Annotated in this window: 17 protein-coding genes; 13 read left to right on the plus strand and 4 right to left on the minus strand. The window is 51.6% G+C overall.

The annotated features are described in order from the left end of the window. Nucleotides 1–418: 418 nt before the first annotated feature. A complete protein-coding gene (locus DS901_RS02465) occupies nt 419–865 on the plus strand; it encodes an exonuclease domain-containing protein (protein ID WP_113775357.1) in 447 nt (148 codons plus the stop codon). Here the strand turns inward: DS901_RS02465 and DS901_RS02470 are convergent. Then, a complete protein-coding gene (locus DS901_RS02470) occupies nt 851–2,443 on the minus strand; it encodes a GspE/PulE family protein (protein WP_113775358.1) in 1,593 nt (530 codons plus the stop codon). The two genes, DS901_RS02465 and DS901_RS02470, sit on opposite strands and share 15 nt — an antisense overlap. A 102-nt stretch (nt 2,444–2,545) precedes the next feature. Here DS901_RS02470 and DS901_RS02475 point away from each other — a divergent pair, with 102 nt between their 5' ends. The 8 genes from DS901_RS02475 to DS901_RS02510 are packed head-to-tail and all read left to right on the plus strand — an operon-like array spanning nt 2,546 to nt 9,138. Beyond that, nucleotides 2,546–3,547 (plus strand): PilN domain-containing protein, encoded by a 1,002-nt coding sequence (locus DS901_RS02475; RefSeq protein WP_113775359.1) that lies wholly within the window; start codon nt 2,546–2,548, stop codon nt 3,545–3,547. Next, nucleotides 3,544–4,107, plus strand: coding sequence for a type II secretion system protein GspM (gene gspM, locus DS901_RS02480; RefSeq protein WP_113775360.1), 564 nt, complete (start codon nt 3,544–3,546; stop codon nt 4,105–4,107). Before DS901_RS02475 ends, gspM begins: the two co-directional genes overlap by 4 nt. A 38-nt stretch (nt 4,108–4,145) precedes the next feature. Then, nucleotides 4,146–4,622 carry a hypothetical protein gene (locus DS901_RS02485; protein ID WP_147249829.1) on the plus strand — a complete coding sequence of 159 codons (477 nt, stop codon included), beginning with the start codon at nt 4,146–4,148 and terminating at the stop codon, nt 4,620–4,622. Next, complete coding sequence (gene gspD, locus DS901_RS02490; protein ID WP_113775362.1) at nt 4,619–6,613, plus strand: type II secretion system secretin GspD; 1,995 nt, start codon at nt 4,619–4,621, stop codon at nt 6,611–6,613. Before DS901_RS02485 ends, gspD begins: the two co-directional genes overlap by 4 nt. Nucleotides 6,614–6,622: 9 nt before the next feature. Beyond that, a complete protein-coding gene (locus DS901_RS02495) occupies nt 6,623–7,837 on the plus strand; it encodes a type II secretion system F family protein (RefSeq protein WP_113775363.1) in 1,215 nt (404 codons plus the stop codon). After that, nucleotides 7,824–8,201 (plus strand): pilus assembly FimT family protein, encoded by a 378-nt coding sequence (locus DS901_RS02500; protein ID WP_113775364.1) that lies wholly within the window; start codon nt 7,824–7,826, stop codon nt 8,199–8,201. Before DS901_RS02495 ends, DS901_RS02500 begins: the two co-directional genes overlap by 14 nt. After that, nucleotides 8,198–8,554, plus strand: a complete 357-nt coding sequence (locus DS901_RS02505) for a type IV pilus modification PilV family protein (protein WP_113775365.1) — start codon at nt 8,198–8,200, stop codon at nt 8,552–8,554. Before DS901_RS02500 ends, DS901_RS02505 begins: the two co-directional genes overlap by 4 nt. Next, entirely contained in the window at nt 8,551–9,138 is a 588-nt protein-coding gene (locus DS901_RS02510) for a prepilin-type N-terminal cleavage/methylation domain-containing protein (protein ID WP_113775366.1), read from the plus strand. The genes DS901_RS02505 and DS901_RS02510 overlap by 4 nt, the downstream gene beginning before the upstream one ends. Here DS901_RS02510 and gspG read toward each other — a convergent pair. Beyond that, nucleotides 9,132–9,560, minus strand: a complete 429-nt coding sequence (gene gspG / locus DS901_RS02515) for a type II secretion system major pseudopilin GspG (protein ID WP_113775367.1) — start codon at nt 9,558–9,560, stop codon at nt 9,132–9,134. The genes DS901_RS02510 and gspG overlap by 7 nt on opposite strands. Then, nucleotides 9,560–10,117, minus strand: a complete 558-nt coding sequence (locus DS901_RS02520; RefSeq protein WP_113775368.1) for a prepilin peptidase — start codon at nt 10,115–10,117, stop codon at nt 9,560–9,562. Before DS901_RS02520 ends, gspG begins: the two co-directional genes overlap by 1 nt. A gap of 38 nt (nt 10,118–10,155) precedes the next feature. Here DS901_RS02520 and DS901_RS02525 point away from each other — a divergent pair, with 38 nt between their 5' ends. Then, on the plus strand, nt 10,156–10,839 hold the full coding sequence (locus tag DS901_RS02525) for a hypothetical protein (protein ID WP_113775369.1): 684 nt from the start codon (nt 10,156–10,158) through the stop codon (nt 10,837–10,839). Nucleotides 10,840–10,850: 11 nt separating this feature from the next. On the opposite strand, the gene DS901_RS02530 is transcribed toward DS901_RS02525, so the two are convergent. Further along, a complete protein-coding gene (locus tag DS901_RS02530) occupies nt 10,851–12,020 on the minus strand; it encodes a replication initiation protein (protein WP_113775370.1) in 1,170 nt (389 codons plus the stop codon). Nucleotides 12,021–12,535: 515 nt separating this feature from the next. Here DS901_RS02530 and DS901_RS02535 point away from each other — a divergent pair. The 3 genes from DS901_RS02535 (at nt 12,536) to DS901_RS02545 (ending at nt 16,222) form a co-directional block, all read left to right on the plus strand. Then, entirely contained in the window at nt 12,536–13,924 is a 1,389-nt protein-coding gene (locus DS901_RS02535; protein ID WP_113775371.1) for an AAA family ATPase, read from the plus strand. A 3-nt stretch (nt 13,925–13,927) separates the two neighbouring features. Beyond that, nucleotides 13,928–15,001, plus strand: coding sequence for a ParB/RepB/Spo0J family partition protein (locus DS901_RS02540; RefSeq protein ID WP_113775372.1), 1,074 nt, complete (start codon nt 13,928–13,930; stop codon nt 14,999–15,001). Between the two features lie 138 nt (nt 15,002–15,139). Beyond that, on the plus strand, nt 15,140–16,222 hold the full coding sequence (locus DS901_RS02545) for a Fic family protein (RefSeq protein ID WP_113775373.1): 1,083 nt from the start codon (nt 15,140–15,142) through the stop codon (nt 16,220–16,222). Nucleotides 16,223–16,354: the final 132 nt, after the last annotated feature.

The raw sequence follows: 16,354 nt of genomic DNA on the forward strand, positions 1-16,354 counted from the left end.
GGCTTGCATCCAGAGCGCCTAAAGAGCAAGCATCACCGCACGCAAAAACCGACAAATTAACAAAACGGCGAGGGTAAAACCACGCTAAAGACATGTACGTTTTTGCGGTTTGTAATACACCCTATAGGTAGTGTCGCAAACTTTCGATGGCGGTTGCACCCTGTGATGGCTTGGTTCAATGAATCCTCCTTCCAAAACCAATTTCAGGATTAAGACATTGATCAGTTTCAAAGGCGCACATTACCCAAAACCCGTCATCTTGTACGCAGTGTATTTCTACGTTCGGTTTCGTGAGTTTGCTCAGACCCTCCTCCAAGCGGGCATAAAAGTTCCTAGCTAAATGAAACGCAATTGGGCTTTCGTCTCGATGGTTGGTAGGATGTAGACTAGGCCAGAAAGAGGCAGGTAGTAGTCACGTATATTCGCATTTTACGACCTTGAAACCACGGGGACATCACCCGCTTTCGACCAGCCCCTACAGTTTGCGGCGATCTTGACAGACAACGACCTAAATGAGGTTGAGCGCGTGAATATTCGCTGCAGACTGGCACCGCACATTCTTCCGGCACCATGGGCGCTTGCTGTGACGGGGATCTCGCCAGATCAGTTGGTGGGCCCTGCCCTTCCATCATGGTTCGAGTGTTCACATCAGACACTCTACGAAGAATCTGGTCTTCCTTTATCGCTAAGTCCGCATTTGTTCAGCCTGCGTTTGCAGCCAATCTCAGCGCGGATCACAATGTTTTCTGGACGGCGGGGAAATGCTCGTCCAAGGCGTTTCCTGATCCACCCCGACAAATGGTTCGAGACTGAAAAGACCTATATTACAGCTGGACAACTGTTGCGGAAATTAGTCTTGCCCTAAAGCGCGATGCGCCTCCTGAGACGAAAGTACGCCTTCTTTTACCAGCGTTTCGGCCTGTTTAGCGATCGGAGCGAACCCTTCATCAACCGCAGCAGCGAGCAATGCAGGACCACGGGCACCCTGCCCGATCGCATCTGCAATCGTTGACGAAACCGTCAACATTTCTGAAACTGCCATGCGCCCTCGTTTACCGCTAGAACCACATTGATCGCACCCCGCACCCGCGCAATCTGCACAATTGCGCCGCACTAACCGCTGTGAAAGCACGCCGCGCAGCGTGGCCCCCACAAGGTAAGGGGCAACCTTTAGATCAATCAGGCGATCAACAGCGCTGATAGCATCGTTGGTATGAATCGTCGATAACACGAGCCGACCAATAAGTGCCGCGCGCACAGCAATTTCGGCGGTTTCTTCGTCCCGAATTTCGCCAACCATTACAACATTGGGATCTTGACGCAGGATCGCCCGCAAGGCCGCAGCGAATGACATATCGATTGCGGGATCAACCTGCACCTGATTCACGCCATCAAGCGAATATTCCACGGGGTCTTCTACGGTGACAATCTTGCGGTCATCAGTGTTGATCCCTCGCAATGCTGTGTAAAGCGTCGTCGTCTTTCCGCTGCCGGTTGGCCCTGCCACCAAAAATATGCCGTTTGGAAACGACATCAGCTTTTCGATTTCCGCAATCCGATCAGGCGGGAATTGCAGCGCCTTCCAATCAAGCTGCATACGTGCGCGGTCAAGCAAACGCAAAACGATGCTTTCACCAAATTGGGTTGGCAACGTTGACATCCGGATATCAATATTTCGACCCCGCACAACGATATCTGCACGCCCGTCTTGCGGTCGGCGTTTTTCAGAGATGTTTAAATTGGCCATAATCTTAAGCCGAGACGCAACAGAACTGCGAATGTCTTCTGGTATGAGCCGATCGATGCGTAGCAGGCCATCAACCCTATAACGAACACGTGCGCCGCCATCTTGAGCCTCGATATGTACATCAGATGCACCCAACCCAACAGCTTTCCCAATGATATCATTGACCAAACTAATGACAGGGCCATCATTCGCGAGCGCGCGCAACCTTTCAACATCACCGCTAGCCGCAACATCGGAAGGCGCAATGTCTTGGGCGTTAGCAAAGGTCAGCACCGCAGCAATCGTGCTCGGCGAGGCCATGGCACCTATGACACGCGCATTAAGTAAAAAACTAACACTCGCGAGGGTATCGGCCATATCAGGGTACGCTGTGGCGATAGCATATTGATCATCAACCAAAGCGATTGGTACAACCAATGCTCGCTTCATAAATCCCGTTTCAAGCAGCCTAGAACGGACTAGGTCATGATCAATATCGTCAATTGTCACATAACGAACGCCCATAAAATCGGCGAGCGCTTTATACACCACCTCTTCTTCAAGAAGCCCTAATTCAAGGATCACCCGCTCTACGCGCGTCGTCGCCTCATTGGCGGCAAGCGCAACGCGACGAATGGTACTCTTTTGCAGCGTGCCAACACGTTCAAGGTAGTCCAAAAATGCAGCGCTATTGAAAGCGTTAAGGTCATCAGGCATCGTATATGCAATATATATGTGTTACATGCGCACAACCTACACTATAGGTTGTGACAATAACTATAAGAAATTATCACCAACCACCATCGCAACGGGCAATTAATGGCAAGCGGTATCCTCTCAAACTACCTCGACATGTTGCGTGAAGGCAGTAGTGACTTGATCCCAAATTGGTTCAAGACAGTATTTCTTGGCATGCCCACGGCGAAAAAACTTCGGTTTGATGGCAAACGATCAGACAATAGCCTTCCCATAAACATTCTGGTAAATGGAGAACTGGGAGACAAACCCAAACAGATGGTCACCGTCGATGCTGTTTTGCCTACAGACCTGCTTTTGCGCCGCACGATTGAAATACCACCTGCGGCTCGGTCGTCGCAGACAATGGTCGCAAAACTCGACCTCCAACGCCGTACGCCATTTAAGCTATCCGAGATTTATTGGGCGCTTGATGCAGAACAAACAGGTACTGAAAACCAAGCCATCCAATGGGTTGCAAAGCGCGCGGACATCACACAATTTCGTACCGTTTTACGGTCACATGGGTATGCAGTCCGTCGTTTTGTGACTGATGGAAAGACCAAACAGACCACAATCGCAGATTTTACAGCAGATATCGCACCGAACGCACGATTCTGGCGCCGGCTGAACATCGCCTTATGTATTCTTGTGATTGGATTCGGGGTCGCAATTTGGCTCGAACCTGCATGGCGCGCACGGGTTGAAACGCAAACAGCCAACAGTGCGGTAAATGCATTACGCGCTCAAGCCATAGATTTACGCACCGAGATCGAAGCGCTTAAACAGGCCGATAGTGAACGCACCGCATTTCTAAATGCAGTTTCACAACACCCCAGACTTGTTGACGCCCTGCGTCAGATTACGGTGGCTCTACCTGATACCGTCTGGGTATCTGATTTAGTATTCACAGGGCCGCAGATTACGGTTAACGGGCAAACTTCGGCATCTGCAGCTGATTTGGTTTTGCAACTCACACAAAGCAATCTGCCCTATGTTCCAGCGCTCACAGGTCCAGTGTCACGTACCAACGACGGACGCGAACAATTCGGGCTCGTCTTCACATCAAAACGGCTGCAACAATGATGGGTAACCAATTCCTTTCGCGCGCCGTCACGCTTACGACTTTAGTCACTGTGCTTACTTTGCTTTTCTTTGGCGCCCTATCCCCACTTGCTGGTTGGCGCAGTGCGAAACTGGCAGAACACGCGCAGACACAAGCTAGGCGCGCCCAACTTGAAGATAGCATCGCGCGGCTTGAGGCAGAGCGGGTCGCATTCGTCAGCGATGATTTAGCAGGCCTAACTTGGGAAGGCGCACAAGAGGCAGAAGCCACGGCCAAGGTCCAATCAGCGGTCAACGACATGGCCCGCAACAACGGCATTCTGATGCGATCAATTGCACCGACCCGCGACAACAACACCGAGATTACCAATGCAATTGGCTTCCGGTTGGAATTCGAAGCAAGTCTTGATCAGCTCGTGCCATTCCTTAAAACCGCTGAATTCAGCCAACCAGCCTTGGTTGTGACACGCGCCAGTCTACGCAGGCTCGCACGACCCAATCGCACTGGAACGCAACCAGATATCTTTGCGCAAATCGACATCGTGGCTCCTTTCTCATTAACAACTGAGAGACCCGAATGATTATAGACAAATTCTTACCAATACTAGGAACCGCGCTGTTGGTAGCTACAACCGTGATTGTCGGACAAAAAGCACTAACACCGATACCTGAAATAGCGTTGCTTGATACACCGTCGACGCCGGGTCCCGGCTTGATTGGCGGCAACACTATAACGCGACGACCAACCGTCCCCTCGGTACGTCCCGAAATTTACTACAATGCGATCCTGGATAGGCCGCTTTTCGCACCCACGCGTGCGCCACGGCGGGCCGAAACAGAAACCGCGCATCCAACGGCCGAGGAAACACTACAAAATACGCCGGTCGCAACCAATGCGCCGCCATCAGATGTTCACCTCTCCGGTATTATCGGCGAGGTGAACAACCGATCCGCTTTGCTCGGGTTAGACGACACATATGGAAGTTGGGTGCGGGTAGACGACGAAATCGAAGGTTGGACTATCACCGAAATAGGTGCCGACTGGCTAGAACTGTCGCTGGACAGCCAAACCTATCGCCTGGAGCTTTTCGAATGACACGCCGCACACGCTATACACAAATCTTTAGCTCTCTTGCTGTCTTCTTATGTTTGGCTGCGGCCTGCGCTGATGATCCGAACAATGCCGGGCGCGGCAGTAGACTGCTTGCAAATCAAAACAATGCGGTAGGCACGGCAGGCAGTGCAATCGAACGGTTTCAACAAGCCCTAAACGGACCAACCCCCGAAAGGCGCGTTCTAGGCACCGATACGTTCCTTGCCGAAACGAGAAACGGTAACCTGGTCGAAGCATCAACCGACGGGAGCTTCACACTAAATTTGGTTAATGTGCCGATCGCACAGGCTGCCAACGCGGTCTTGGGCGAGGCACTAGAACGCAATTATACAGTGCAGCCGGATGTGTCAGGTTCTGTGACCTTGCAAACAACGCGTCCGCTTTCAGAGCGCGAATTGCTTGAGACCTTTCAAACAGTTTTGGAGCTGAACGGCGCTGTCATGCAGGTAAACGATAGTCTGATCAGCATTGTGCCAGCAGCGGGGGCAACGCAACGCATATCAAACGGTAACAATGCTCAACTTTTAGGGGCGCGTGTCGTTGCCGTTCCGCTGGAATATATCGGGACAACCGAAATGGTCCGCCTGTTGGAACCAATCATCGGGTCAACCATTCGGCTTCAAGCCATTCCACAACGTAACATCCTGCTCATCGCTGGAACACGTGATGAAATAAACGCGGCGATCGAGGCTGTAAACCTGTTCGATGTTGATGTTCTAAAAGGCAAATCTGTTGGATTGTTCCGATTGCGCGCAGCCGAACCCGAAGCGGTAGTCGAAGAACTCAATGTTATTTTTGAAACCCGCGAAGGCGGTAGCCTTCAAAACGTATTGACGTTTGTTCCCTCCACACGGCTTAGCGCAATTTTGGTAGTCACTTCGCGTTCGCAATACCTCCAAGAAGCGGAAACTTGGATCCGTGACTTGGACCGTACTGCCGGGGGGGCAACACGACGCCCTGTCGTCTACAACCTCCAAAGCCGTAGCGCAGACGACCTTGCACCGATCCTGACAGAGATGCTGCAAGAAGTATCCGCTGAAGAAAGTGCGAATGTCCAAGGCACGGCGCGGATCGTCGCCGACGCCACGAAAAATGCGATTATCGTATGGGGCAATGACACCGAGCAAGAAAGCCTCGCGCGGTTAATCAACTCGCTCGACAGTACGCCAGTGCAGGTCTTGCTCGAGGCGACAATCGCCGAGGTGTCATTAAACGATGAACTAAACTTTGGGCTTCGTTGGTTTTTTGAAAACGGGAACGCGACATTTAGCGATGTAGAAACGGGGGGCGTTGCTTCTAATTTTCCGGGTTTGTCACTTTTGTTTAATGGCGCATCTTCAGCCGCAGCAATTAACGCGCTGAATTCGATCACTGACGTCAATGTAGTTTCCTCACCCAGTCTGATGGTTCTCAACAACCAAGAAGCGACATTACAAATCGGCGATGAGGTCCCCATTGCGACCCAGCAGGTAGTCGATACATCTGACGTCAGCGCACCAATCGTGAACACTATTTCTTTCCGCGATACTGGCATCCTGTTGACAGTAAAACCCAGAGTATCGAGCGGCGGCCAAGTTATCTTGGAGATCGAACAAGAGGTCAGTAGTGTCTCTAATACAACCACCTCAGGCATTGATAGCCCGACAATTTCGCAGCGCCGGATCGAAACCTCGGTCATTGTGACCGACGGCCAAACAATTGCATTGGGTGGGCTTATTCAGGAAAGCAACAACCAAACCAATACACAAGTTCCCGGAGCGGGCGATGTCCCTATCTTGGGCGCATTGTTTCGAAATCGGTCAGATACAATCGCAAAGACCGAACTTCTTATCCTAATCACACCGCGCGTTATACGGAATGGTCAGGAATCGCGAAGCGTCACCGACGAATTGCGCCAACGCATCAGCGGTGCTGACGGGCTTATCACGAATGGCATCGGTGTACCGTCAGACGGTCACCGGATTATCGATTAGGCGGATAGAATGCCAACCTTCGCTTATCGTGCAGTTGATTCCTCCGGCACCCGGCGCAAGGGTGAAGTCATCGCCGCAGATGAAGTGGCTGCACTCGATCAAATTTCTGGGCTTGATCTGATACCCATCGCTGTGAATGAAGGTGGCACGAGTGTACCGTGGTGGGCACGCGACATTAAATTCTTTGGCAAACCAACACTAAAGCCAAAAGAAACAGAGAATTTTTTTACTTCTTTAGCAGCAATGCTAAACGCAAAGACACCCTTACCGACCGCCTTGCGCTTTTGCGCCGACCTATCCAATGACCGTGCAATGACAGCTAAACTCCAAGAGGCAATCGCATCCGTCGAAGACGGCATGTCACTGGCCGACGCGCTGGCCGACGACCAAGGGCTGTTTCCCGAACAGCTTCTTACCATGATCCGGTTGGGCGAGGCATCAAATAGCCTCGCAAACGTCGTGACGCGCGCGGCACAGGCTCTCGAATTAGAAAGCCAGCTACGTCGGGAAGTGCGCCAAGCAATGGTTTACCCAATCATATTGCTGGTCATGGCACTTTTGGTCATGGCACTTTTAGTATTTTATCTGGCTCCGACCCTCGCGCCAGTCTTCAGCACGGCCAATTCGGAACCGCCGCTGATCATAGCGATAATGATGCGCTTGCAACAAGCAGCGGTAAACGACTGGCCGGTAATACTAATCGGTGTAGGTGCGTTGATTACGGTACTGTTAATCAGCCGTGCTAAAATCAAACAAATGGGGCAAAAAATCTTGCAGATTATGCCAGTAACCAAACGCTATTTTTCACGACGCGAAACCTTACGGTTTTGCCAGACGCTCCACTTAATGCTAACAAGCGGGGGCCAACTCAGCGATGCTGTCAAAATAGCAGCTGATACTGCCAACCAACGCAATTGGCGCGACATGCTGTTGGCAGCACATGATCAAATCAAAGCCGGTCAAAGCATGTCCAGTGCGATGCTAGATAGTGACCTTATCGACCCGATGGCGCGGACCATCTTAAAGACAGGCGAACAAAGCGATCAGTTGGTTGCCGTGCTTGGACCTGCGATCACAACACTGCAATCACAAACGACACAATCGCTCGCACAAGCGGTCAAGCTTTTGACGCCATTAATGACGCTTCTTATCGGGGCTACCGTTGGGGCAATCATCCTGTCCACCGTCTCGGCAATTATGGAATTGAACAATGTCGTTTTCTAACGACATCAAGTCCAACAGCGGGTTTTCATTGCTCGAAGTGTTGATCGTTCTAAGCGTCGTGGCATTAACGATCGCAGCCCTATCAACCACCCGCCTCGGGCCTTCTCCAGCGATGGCGCTTGAAACCCAAGCAAGCCAACTCCAACAAACAGTTGCAACAGCCAGAGCCGAGGCCATCCGCAACAACAAACAGACTACTATCACACTAGACCATACTTTATGCACGCAAAGCGATGACACCCTGACGTTTTATCCAGACGGAACTGCGAATGCCGCAAACATCTGCTTGCAACAAGAAACCTTGGAACGCGCGCTTAAACTCGACCCGCTGACGGGACAGCTCGTACGCGGTGTCGGCTTATGACCCGCCGCACAGGATATTCTTTGCTTGAAGTCCTTATCGCCTTTGTCATTTTGACTTTGGTTCTTGCCGCGCTTCTACCCGGCCAAGCACGTCTTTTGGGTCGCGCAACCGTGCAAGAACAACAATTGTTGGCGCATGACTACGCACTATCGCAAGTCGCAGCGATCGGTACATCCACACCGCCGGATATCGGCACGACTGAAAACACATACCGAAACTGGGACATCACAACGACAATCGCCCCGTCAGAAAGTTTGGGCGACCCCACTACGTTCATAGCAATAGAAGTCCGCGTACATAACAGCCGTAGTCAGTTATTGGCGACCGCGCATTCTGTGATGGTTTCCCGATGAACTGGCGCGATCGCAGCGGGCTTAGCCTTCTTGAGTTGTTAATCGCGCTCGCATTGCTTGCCGTGATCAGCGCTGCACTGGCGACAACCACCAACTTTGGGGTTCAACTGCTAAATAGAACAGAACAGTTAAGCAGCACCAACACCGAAATCGCCTTACGGATCAGATTGCGGCGATGGATGGAAAGAGCCGCTGGGCCACAACTGATTGTTGGTTTTCCAACAACATTTTCAGGCACACAAGACAGGGTAGAATTTGTGACCTTGGCCCCTGCCCCGTTCGCACCAGATAGCGCGGCACTGCGGATCATTCTACAAACAGGAACCGACACCTTAAACCTTCAAATCAACGAGGTTGATGATACCGGTACCGCCCTAACAAACCATAATCGCGTTTTAGCCACGGAAATCCGCAATGTCAGTTTTAGCTACTACACCACGGACCCGGACATCGCCGGGTGGCACGACACATGGACCAATGAAACCGCCTTGCCCGCCTTGGTACGCATCACCGCCGACCAGGGCAGCACGCCATCTTGGCCGGAATTCACTGTCCGATTAATATTCGCACAGACAGATTACTGACCAAGATCTTGGTCTTCGCCAGTTCCGCCTTCTTCACCGTCACGACCCAAGGATTTGATACTGAAATCGGCCGCAGTTTCCGGTTCTGAATAGATGTAATCACGCCCCCATGGGTCAATAATACCATCTGTGCTTTCCAAATATGGCCCGGCCCAAGACGCCTCGCCAGCTGGGGCAGATAGCAAAACAGCTAAGCCTTCGCTATCAGTCGGATAGCGTCCAACATCAATGTAAAACAATTGCACTGTCTGTCTAATCTGGGCAATCTGCAACGATGCCGTTTCAGTCTTGGCGCGCCCTAGATAACCAATCAATCGCGGACCAACAACACCGGCAATCAAGGCAATAATTGACAGCACAATCAGAATTTCAAGGATCGTTACCCCCGATTTAGGGGACCATTTTGTGTTTTTTATATTCATCAAATCAGATCCTTAAACAGCCAGACAATCCAGGTAGAAAGACAAAGGAACGGGCCAAAAGCAATACCTGTTTTATCCAATTTAGCATCCTGCGTATATCCTGTAACAGACCCACCCAGAATAGCCAGAACGCCCGCAATAGACGCGCTAAAAACAACCGCGGTCGTACCATTTAACCCCAGCCAAAACCCGATGCCCAACATCAGCTTAACATCACCAAAGCCAAGCCCCTGCCAGCCTCTCCATCGCGCATATGTACTTGCAACAAACCAAAACAACCCAGCCCACAGAACGCCGCCCACGATGTGGTCAATAAATATGACCTCGCCCGTCTGATACGCAAATACTCCGCCAGTCAGCGCAAGCAACGCAGATGCTGTATCAGGTATTTCGAACCGTTCGACATCGATCACGCTGATCCAAACCAACAATAATGCCAATATCAAAGCGGTTGGCATCGGAACGGGCTGAAACCAGCTTCGCAGCGCCAGAAATCCGGTATAAAAACCAAAATGGAGCGCCCATAGGGCCCCGTTTTTGAATGCGGGTGAAGTCATGGTAAGGGGATAAGTTGCGACAGCAAATAGAGCAAGCAATGACAGTGCACCGAAATCGCGGTTTCGCGATCATAGTGGTGCTCGCATCGTTGTTGATTTTGACCGCACTTTTTGCGATTTCAAGCACGCGCAGTATGGCACATATCCAAAATCAAAGTGCGGAACAGTACTTGGCCGCAAACGACAGCCACCGCGTCACATTGCTGCAGCTTGTCTTGGCAAGGGAACCCAACAATCCAACGGGGGGACCGTTAATCTTACCAGCGCCGTTTCACGCGCAAACACTGCGTCTGCAGGACGTCGGCGGTCTCATCGACCTCAACTCTGCCTCGCCTGAACTTCTGGAAAAGATGTTCCGACACTTGCAATTTCCTGACAACGCCCAAGAAAGCTTTCGATCTTGGCGACGCGACGGACGGCGCCTTATGCGGATTGATGATCTCATTCGCATCACCAATGCTGATCCTGTCTTGCTCCCAGACCTTGCCCAAGCCGCTACAGTCTTCTCTGGTCGGCGCGGTATCGCGATAGAACATGCGCCAGAAAAAGTCTTGGAAATCGTCCGCGATGGAGGCAGCACAATTAACGACAGCGACATCTCTGCGGCGTCAAACACTAATTTCCGCGTGTATTTGCAAGATGCTGACAACAGTGAACAAATGATCGGTGTTGTCAGTATTTTCGGCAGTAACGGACAGTCACGCATTTTAGAAGCACGATGACGCTACACACATCACAGATCTTCAAACGCGCCAGGCATCAGGTCTTCCCAAAAGGCAAAAATAGCATCCGCATTTAGTGCTGACATCCAGCCATGGTTTTCAAAATCCAGCCTTGCGCCTGACGAATCCAAACGAGACATGAACAATCGTTTATCCGCATCGCGTTGGGTTGGCGTGCGTGCGACTATCAATTCACGGACACGGGCCAAGCGTTTGGCACGGTCCGATATCGGCCCCCCCTGCCCCGTCTTCTCGTCTTTATAATCTTCGCGTAGCGCCGCCGTCAGATAGCTAACTGGATTTTGCACATTTTTGCGTTCGCTAACATAATCTATCTTTTCAGAAATATGCGCCGAACCGTGTTCTTTGATCCATTGACGGGCCAAACGGTCGCTCACACCTTGCTCTAAAAGCTTTTCGTAAACGGGTTCCTTACGTACACCTTCACCATCATCAAGATCAAGGATCGACAGCTGCGGGTTCTTCGCAATCTTAAACCGAATTTTCGTCACCGAACGCCCCATTTTGCGGGTTTCCGCGGTGACAATGATGTTCGATGTCTTGTTCACCTCTGCAACGGCAGGTTTAATGACCTTTGCATTCAAATGTTTGAACACCTCATAATAGGCGCTGTCATTTACCCCCATCAAGCGTCGAAACAATTCAAGCGGCCACCAACCGGTGCTACCGGTGCGCACAAACCTGTAACAGTTTTCATAAAGTGCCAGCGCGTGACCACTGGTAAACCGTCGTTGAATGTTCAAATTGATCAGCGCGAAAGCCTTAGGGTCATGCAGCTTTTCTGCAAGCGCTGCAGAATAAGCATACTCGCACACGCCACCCTTTAATTTGGCGTAGGATAGCAAACTGGATACACCCCATTCCTGCTGCCCGTTCTCATCCAACATATCCCATTCTGCCGATGTCTCGACCAAGCCGCGCAAGGACTGTTTCAGGGTTTCCATGTCATTCGAATTATAGCCGATCATCGTGCACAATGTACGCGCATCAATCGCGTGTGAATGTTTATGAATCAAAGTGTCATAAGCATTCAGCAGCAGTACATTGGACAGCTTGCGCTGCAACAGCGTCAGCTTCCCGCTCACGTGAATCGCCGCCACGTTCTTTTTTACTTCACCACGGCGCAAGGCACCGCTTAGCGCCACTTGATCAGATACCATTCCTGCTCACCTACTATCGAGGTTTCTTATAGTTTGCATTAAAAGGCACCTAAGTGCAAGAAGCCGGTGGGGACCTTTGGTGGCATAAATCGGTTCCCGTAAATGGGTTCCTTAAATGCAGAACGGGTACGAAATGAAAGAAAAAGGTATCCATATTCGGGATGAGCCGTGCACAAAAACACGCAATTAGGCACTAACACGGCAAATACTGACACTGGGCACCTCTAACCCCGCGAATCGGACCCTGCTATCCTGTATGCGGTGACCACAGAACCCGTATACGGATACCTTTCATCCTGTAACTGGGTCCAAATTACAGCTAATCTATTGATAAAGAATAATTTTTTCTTAGCAAAGTTCTTAAAGTACTTAAAGAATCTAAAGTACTTTATCGCGTGGTTCTCTATGAATTTCAGATATTTTGGACAAATAGGTGCTTAACGATTCGCAAATCCGATTTCATGTGCGATAGTCGAAAGCAAATCACATCAAACAGCTTACATTGAGTTTCAAACATGTCATCTTCAAGCAAGCCTCCCCTGCCTCCTTATATGAACATTGATCCAGCCAAGGCAGCAGCCAAGTTATCTGACCCTATCGACACCACGCGATTCGCAAAAGCGGCTACTTTCGCTGCCAAAGGGCGCGATGATCTCGCCAAGCGGGGGCACGCGCCTGACGGAGAAAAACGGTTGCGCCGCTTTTCCACATGGGAAGTGTGCCGTTACCTAATTCCTGTCGCGACATCGCATCTGCGACGTGTGCTCAAGGCCAACCCTGAACTTCCGCAGGGACATGGTGAAGGCGGGTCAAAATGGTTCACGCTTGAAGACATCTTAACGCTTCGTAAATTCTTTGCCACTGAAGGCGCCGCAGATCGCGAATACCTGCCCTACCGACCTAAAGGCCAGCCAGCAAAAATCATTGCTGTCGCGAACTTCAAGGGCGGCGTTGGCAAAACGTCCACGACGACGCATCTTGCAATGTCGGCGGCATTGGATGGGTACAAGGTGCTTGCCATCGATCTTGATAGCCAGGGGTCGCTTACGTCGATAATGGGTGGCAAGGTGGATGATGAATGGCAAACCGCCTTTCCGTTGATGGCTAAAGACTATGCGATGAATGTCGAGGCCGAAAACAAGCTACGCGCGCGCAACGGGCAAGCACCCCTACCCCTTGATGAAACGCTGTCCGAGGCACGCAATGTCAACGCACGTGATTTGATCCAATCCACCCATTGGCCAAACATTGATCTGATTGGCGCGCAGCTAAACCTGTACTGGGCCGAATTTCAGGTGCCTGTATGGCGTATGCAATTGCGTAGCTGGGCGCTTTGGGATGCGCTTAGCAACGCACTGTCCGGTGAAGGTATTTTAGATGAATATGATATCATCCTGATCGATACCCCACCTGCCCTTGGATATCTGACGATCAATGCGCTGGCTGCAGCTGACATTCTGCTGGTACCGCTTGGCGCGTCGTTCCTTGAATTTGACAGTACGGGCCGGTTCTTTGATATGCTTTACAGCACTTTTGCGTCGATCGAAGACGGTGAAAACGCGGTACGTCGGCGTGACGGGCTACCAGAAATGAAATTTGAATGGGATGCAGTGCGCGCCATTGTGACCCGTTTCGACGCAAACCAGCAAACCGATTTAGCAAATGTGATCCAAGCCTATTTTGGTGATTTTATGACAACCTATCGCCAGGAAGTCACAGCAATGGTGGGCCAAGCCGGTGAACACGTGAACGGCATCTACGAGGCAGATTATCGCGATTTCAACCGCGACACCTATATCCGCGGTCGCGAAACATTTGACCGGACGTGGGCCGAAGTCAAAGAGGTTCTTTTGGGAACTTGGTGGCGTGACGAGCAAATGCAACAATCCGAGCAGGAGGATTAACCAATGGCGAAACGGCGTAAACTAACGACCCCATCTGCCGAAGATCTGCAAGCCATCGATGCCGAGTTTCGCAGCGAAACTCCTGCGCGCGCAACGCGGGGGACTGCACCAATTGCGCAGGTCGCCGCTGATAGCGCCCAATTCGGCCATGCCGAAAATGTGCAGTCACGGCTGGACAGGCTCGATGCCGAACGGCTGCGTGATGCTGAACAGAATGGGTTGATTGTCACTGAAATCCCAACCGATAGAATTACGACTGACGCAATGGTCCGCGACCGTACGGTTCTGAGTGAAGAAGAAATGCTCGAGCTGCGGCTGTCAATCGCGGCCAACGGTTTGCGACTACCTATTGAAGTTTACGCCGACGAGCAGGGCTATAACCTGTTGTCGGGGTACCGGCGCCTGATGGCAGTGCGCGGGCTGGCGGAATTGAACGGTAACGGTACCTATACGACGATCAAGGCTTTCGTGCGCCCAAGTAAGGACACCGCATCGGCCTTTGCTGCGATGGTCGAAGAAAACGAAGTTCGCGCAAACCTTAGCCATTTTGAACGGGGGCGCATCGCGGTGATCGCAGCGCAACAAGGCGCTTTCGGAAGCACAGAGGAAGCGGTGAATGCGCTGTTTTCTTCTGCGTCGAAATCCAAACGCTCGAAGGTGCGTTCTTTTGCAGAAGTGTTCGAAATGCTGGGGGATATGCTTGCGCATGCAGAGGGCCTCACGGAACGCCGTGGCTTGCGGCTGGCGGGGGCATTGCGTCAAGGCGGCGAAACCCGGTTGAGAGCGGCGCTCGAGGCGGGGCAGGGTGGTTCGGTCGAAGAAGAATGGGCCGCGCTTGAACCCGTGATCGACGAGATAGAGCAGGGGCCACAGTTAACGGTCAAACGTGGTCGTCCCAAAGCAGCGACACCAGTAGGCTGGATCGGCAATAATACCTTGAAGTTGTCGACAGGGGTGGTCCTGCATAAAGAACGTGACAGCCAGGGGTTTGTCATTCGTCTGTCTGGGAAACCCGTCGATGCTGAAATGGTCGATGCCGCAATGGAGGAACTGCGAAACCTGTTCGAGCGTGGATAGGGTTTCGCAGCGAAACTCCCGTTAGACAGCATTGATCTTGCATACTTTGGCTAAGGCTGGCTGCAATGATGTGATTGATTTTGTTTTTCAAATCAAACTTTCTGTATATTTGATCTGAAAGCCTGATATAATTACATCATGGTACAGATATGGCAATCGGGGCACTGGCCCAATTTCGTTTATGATCACGCCGCGGTGGAGCCATATTTGGCTCAAGCAATGCATACGCTGGGTGAGGTCCAAGGCGTTCACGCTGGGATCGGTCCCGACGATTTGGCAGAGCTGCACCGCATGCAAATCGTGCAAGAGGCGCTCGCGTCATTCGAAATTGAAGGGGTCAGCCTCAATCAGGATGAAATCGAAGCATCTGTTATCGCATCTATAAAGCACCGTGAAGGCGCGGCGATTTCACGCCGGACTGACGCCATCGTGTCACTGATGGTCGCGGCACGTAATATGAACGCGCCTGTGACCGAACAGCATTTGTGCGATTGGCATCGGTTATTGTTCTACGGGATTGAGGTCGAAAACCTTGGTATGTGGCGGGGCTTTGATATTGAAATCGTGCGCTCTGCCACGGCCGGATCGCATGATGTGCTGTACAAAGCCCCGCCGCCTGATTTGGTGCCTGGCCACATGAGAGATTTCGTTGTGTGGCTAAGGGATGAGGCAACATTGCCCGTACCTATCCGCGCAGCTATAGCCCATTTATGGTTTGAATCCATTCACCCGTTTTCGGATGGGAACGGCCGGATTGGCCGTGCGTTGATCGAAGCCGTTTTTGCCGCATCGCGCCCACTACCATTTTCGTTTTCACGGCAGATCGAAAAGGAAAAGCTATGCTATTATGCTGCGCTACAGGCGGGACGCCAAGAGGGCAGGGGCGGCATTGACGCTACTCCGTTTGTGATATGGTTCTTACAATCGTTGACCCGTGCGGCGGATGCTGGACGTGAGGAAGCGATGTATTTGGTGCGCCGCAATCATTTTTTTGCGCGTCATAGGGCCGCTCTAAACCCGCGCCAGCATAAGGCGCTGACAGTAATATTTGAACAAGGCGCGGAACGTGTGGCGCTTGGCTTAAGCGCAAAAAGCTACCGCAAGATAGCCAAGACCACCGCCCCCACCGCAACGCGTGATTTGGTAGCGCTGGAAAGCGCAGGGGTGTTGCGGCGATCAGCGGCAGGTGGGCGGTCGACCCGCTATGTGATTCTGTATTGATTGACGTCGATACGCAAAAGCGCCACCAGAGACATGCATCGAAAGCCGCACAGGGCAACCATGCGCGATGCGAGCGTCCTGCGTCTTTAGCGAGCCGTTTGTTTCAGTATTGGGGTGTTTTATTAATTTTTT

The organism is Loktanella sp. D2R18 (assembly GCF_003318235.1).
Classification (GTDB): Bacteria; Pseudomonadota; Alphaproteobacteria; order Rhodobacterales; family Rhodobacteraceae; genus Yoonia.

Bases quoted from the DNA above. Each gene is read 5' to 3' on its own strand.
- DS901_RS02470 (WP_113775358.1), bottom strand. From the start codon at position 2,443: ATGCCTGATGACCTTAACGCTTTCAATAGCGCTGCATTTTTGGACTAC.
- DS901_RS02475 (WP_113775359.1), top strand. From the start codon at position 2,546: ATGGCAAGCGGTATCCTCTCAAACTACCTCGACATGTTGCGTGAAGGC.
- gspM (WP_113775360.1), top strand. From the start codon at position 3,544: ATGATGGGTAACCAATTCCTTTCGCGCGCCGTCACGCTTACGACTTTA.
- gspD (WP_113775362.1), top strand. From the start codon at position 4,619: ATGACACGCCGCACACGCTATACACAAATCTTTAGCTCTCTTGCTGTC.
- DS901_RS02495 (WP_113775363.1), top strand. From the start codon at position 6,623: ATGCCAACCTTCGCTTATCGTGCAGTTGATTCCTCCGGCACCCGGCGC.
- DS901_RS02500 (WP_113775364.1), top strand. From the start codon at position 7,824: ATGTCGTTTTCTAACGACATCAAGTCCAACAGCGGGTTTTCATTGCTC.
- DS901_RS02505 (WP_113775365.1), top strand. From the start codon at position 8,198: ATGACCCGCCGCACAGGATATTCTTTGCTTGAAGTCCTTATCGCCTTT.
- DS901_RS02510 (WP_113775366.1), top strand. From the start codon at position 8,551: ATGAACTGGCGCGATCGCAGCGGGCTTAGCCTTCTTGAGTTGTTAATC.
- gspG (WP_113775367.1), bottom strand. From the start codon at position 9,560: ATGAATATAAAAAACACAAAATGGTCCCCTAAATCGGGGGTAACGATC.
- DS901_RS02520 (WP_113775368.1), bottom strand. From the start codon at position 10,117: ATGACTTCACCCGCATTCAAAAACGGGGCCCTATGGGCGCTCCATTTT.
- DS901_RS02525 (WP_113775369.1), top strand. From the start codon at position 10,156: ATGACAGTGCACCGAAATCGCGGTTTCGCGATCATAGTGGTGCTCGCA.
- DS901_RS02530 (WP_113775370.1), bottom strand. From the start codon at position 12,020: ATGGTATCTGATCAAGTGGCGCTAAGCGGTGCCTTGCGCCGTGGTGAA.
- DS901_RS02535 (WP_113775371.1), top strand. From the start codon at position 12,536: ATGTCATCTTCAAGCAAGCCTCCCCTGCCTCCTTATATGAACATTGAT.
- DS901_RS02540 (WP_113775372.1), top strand. From the start codon at position 13,928: ATGGCGAAACGGCGTAAACTAACGACCCCATCTGCCGAAGATCTGCAA.
- DS901_RS02545 (WP_113775373.1), top strand. From the start codon at position 15,140: ATGGTACAGATATGGCAATCGGGGCACTGGCCCAATTTCGTTTATGAT.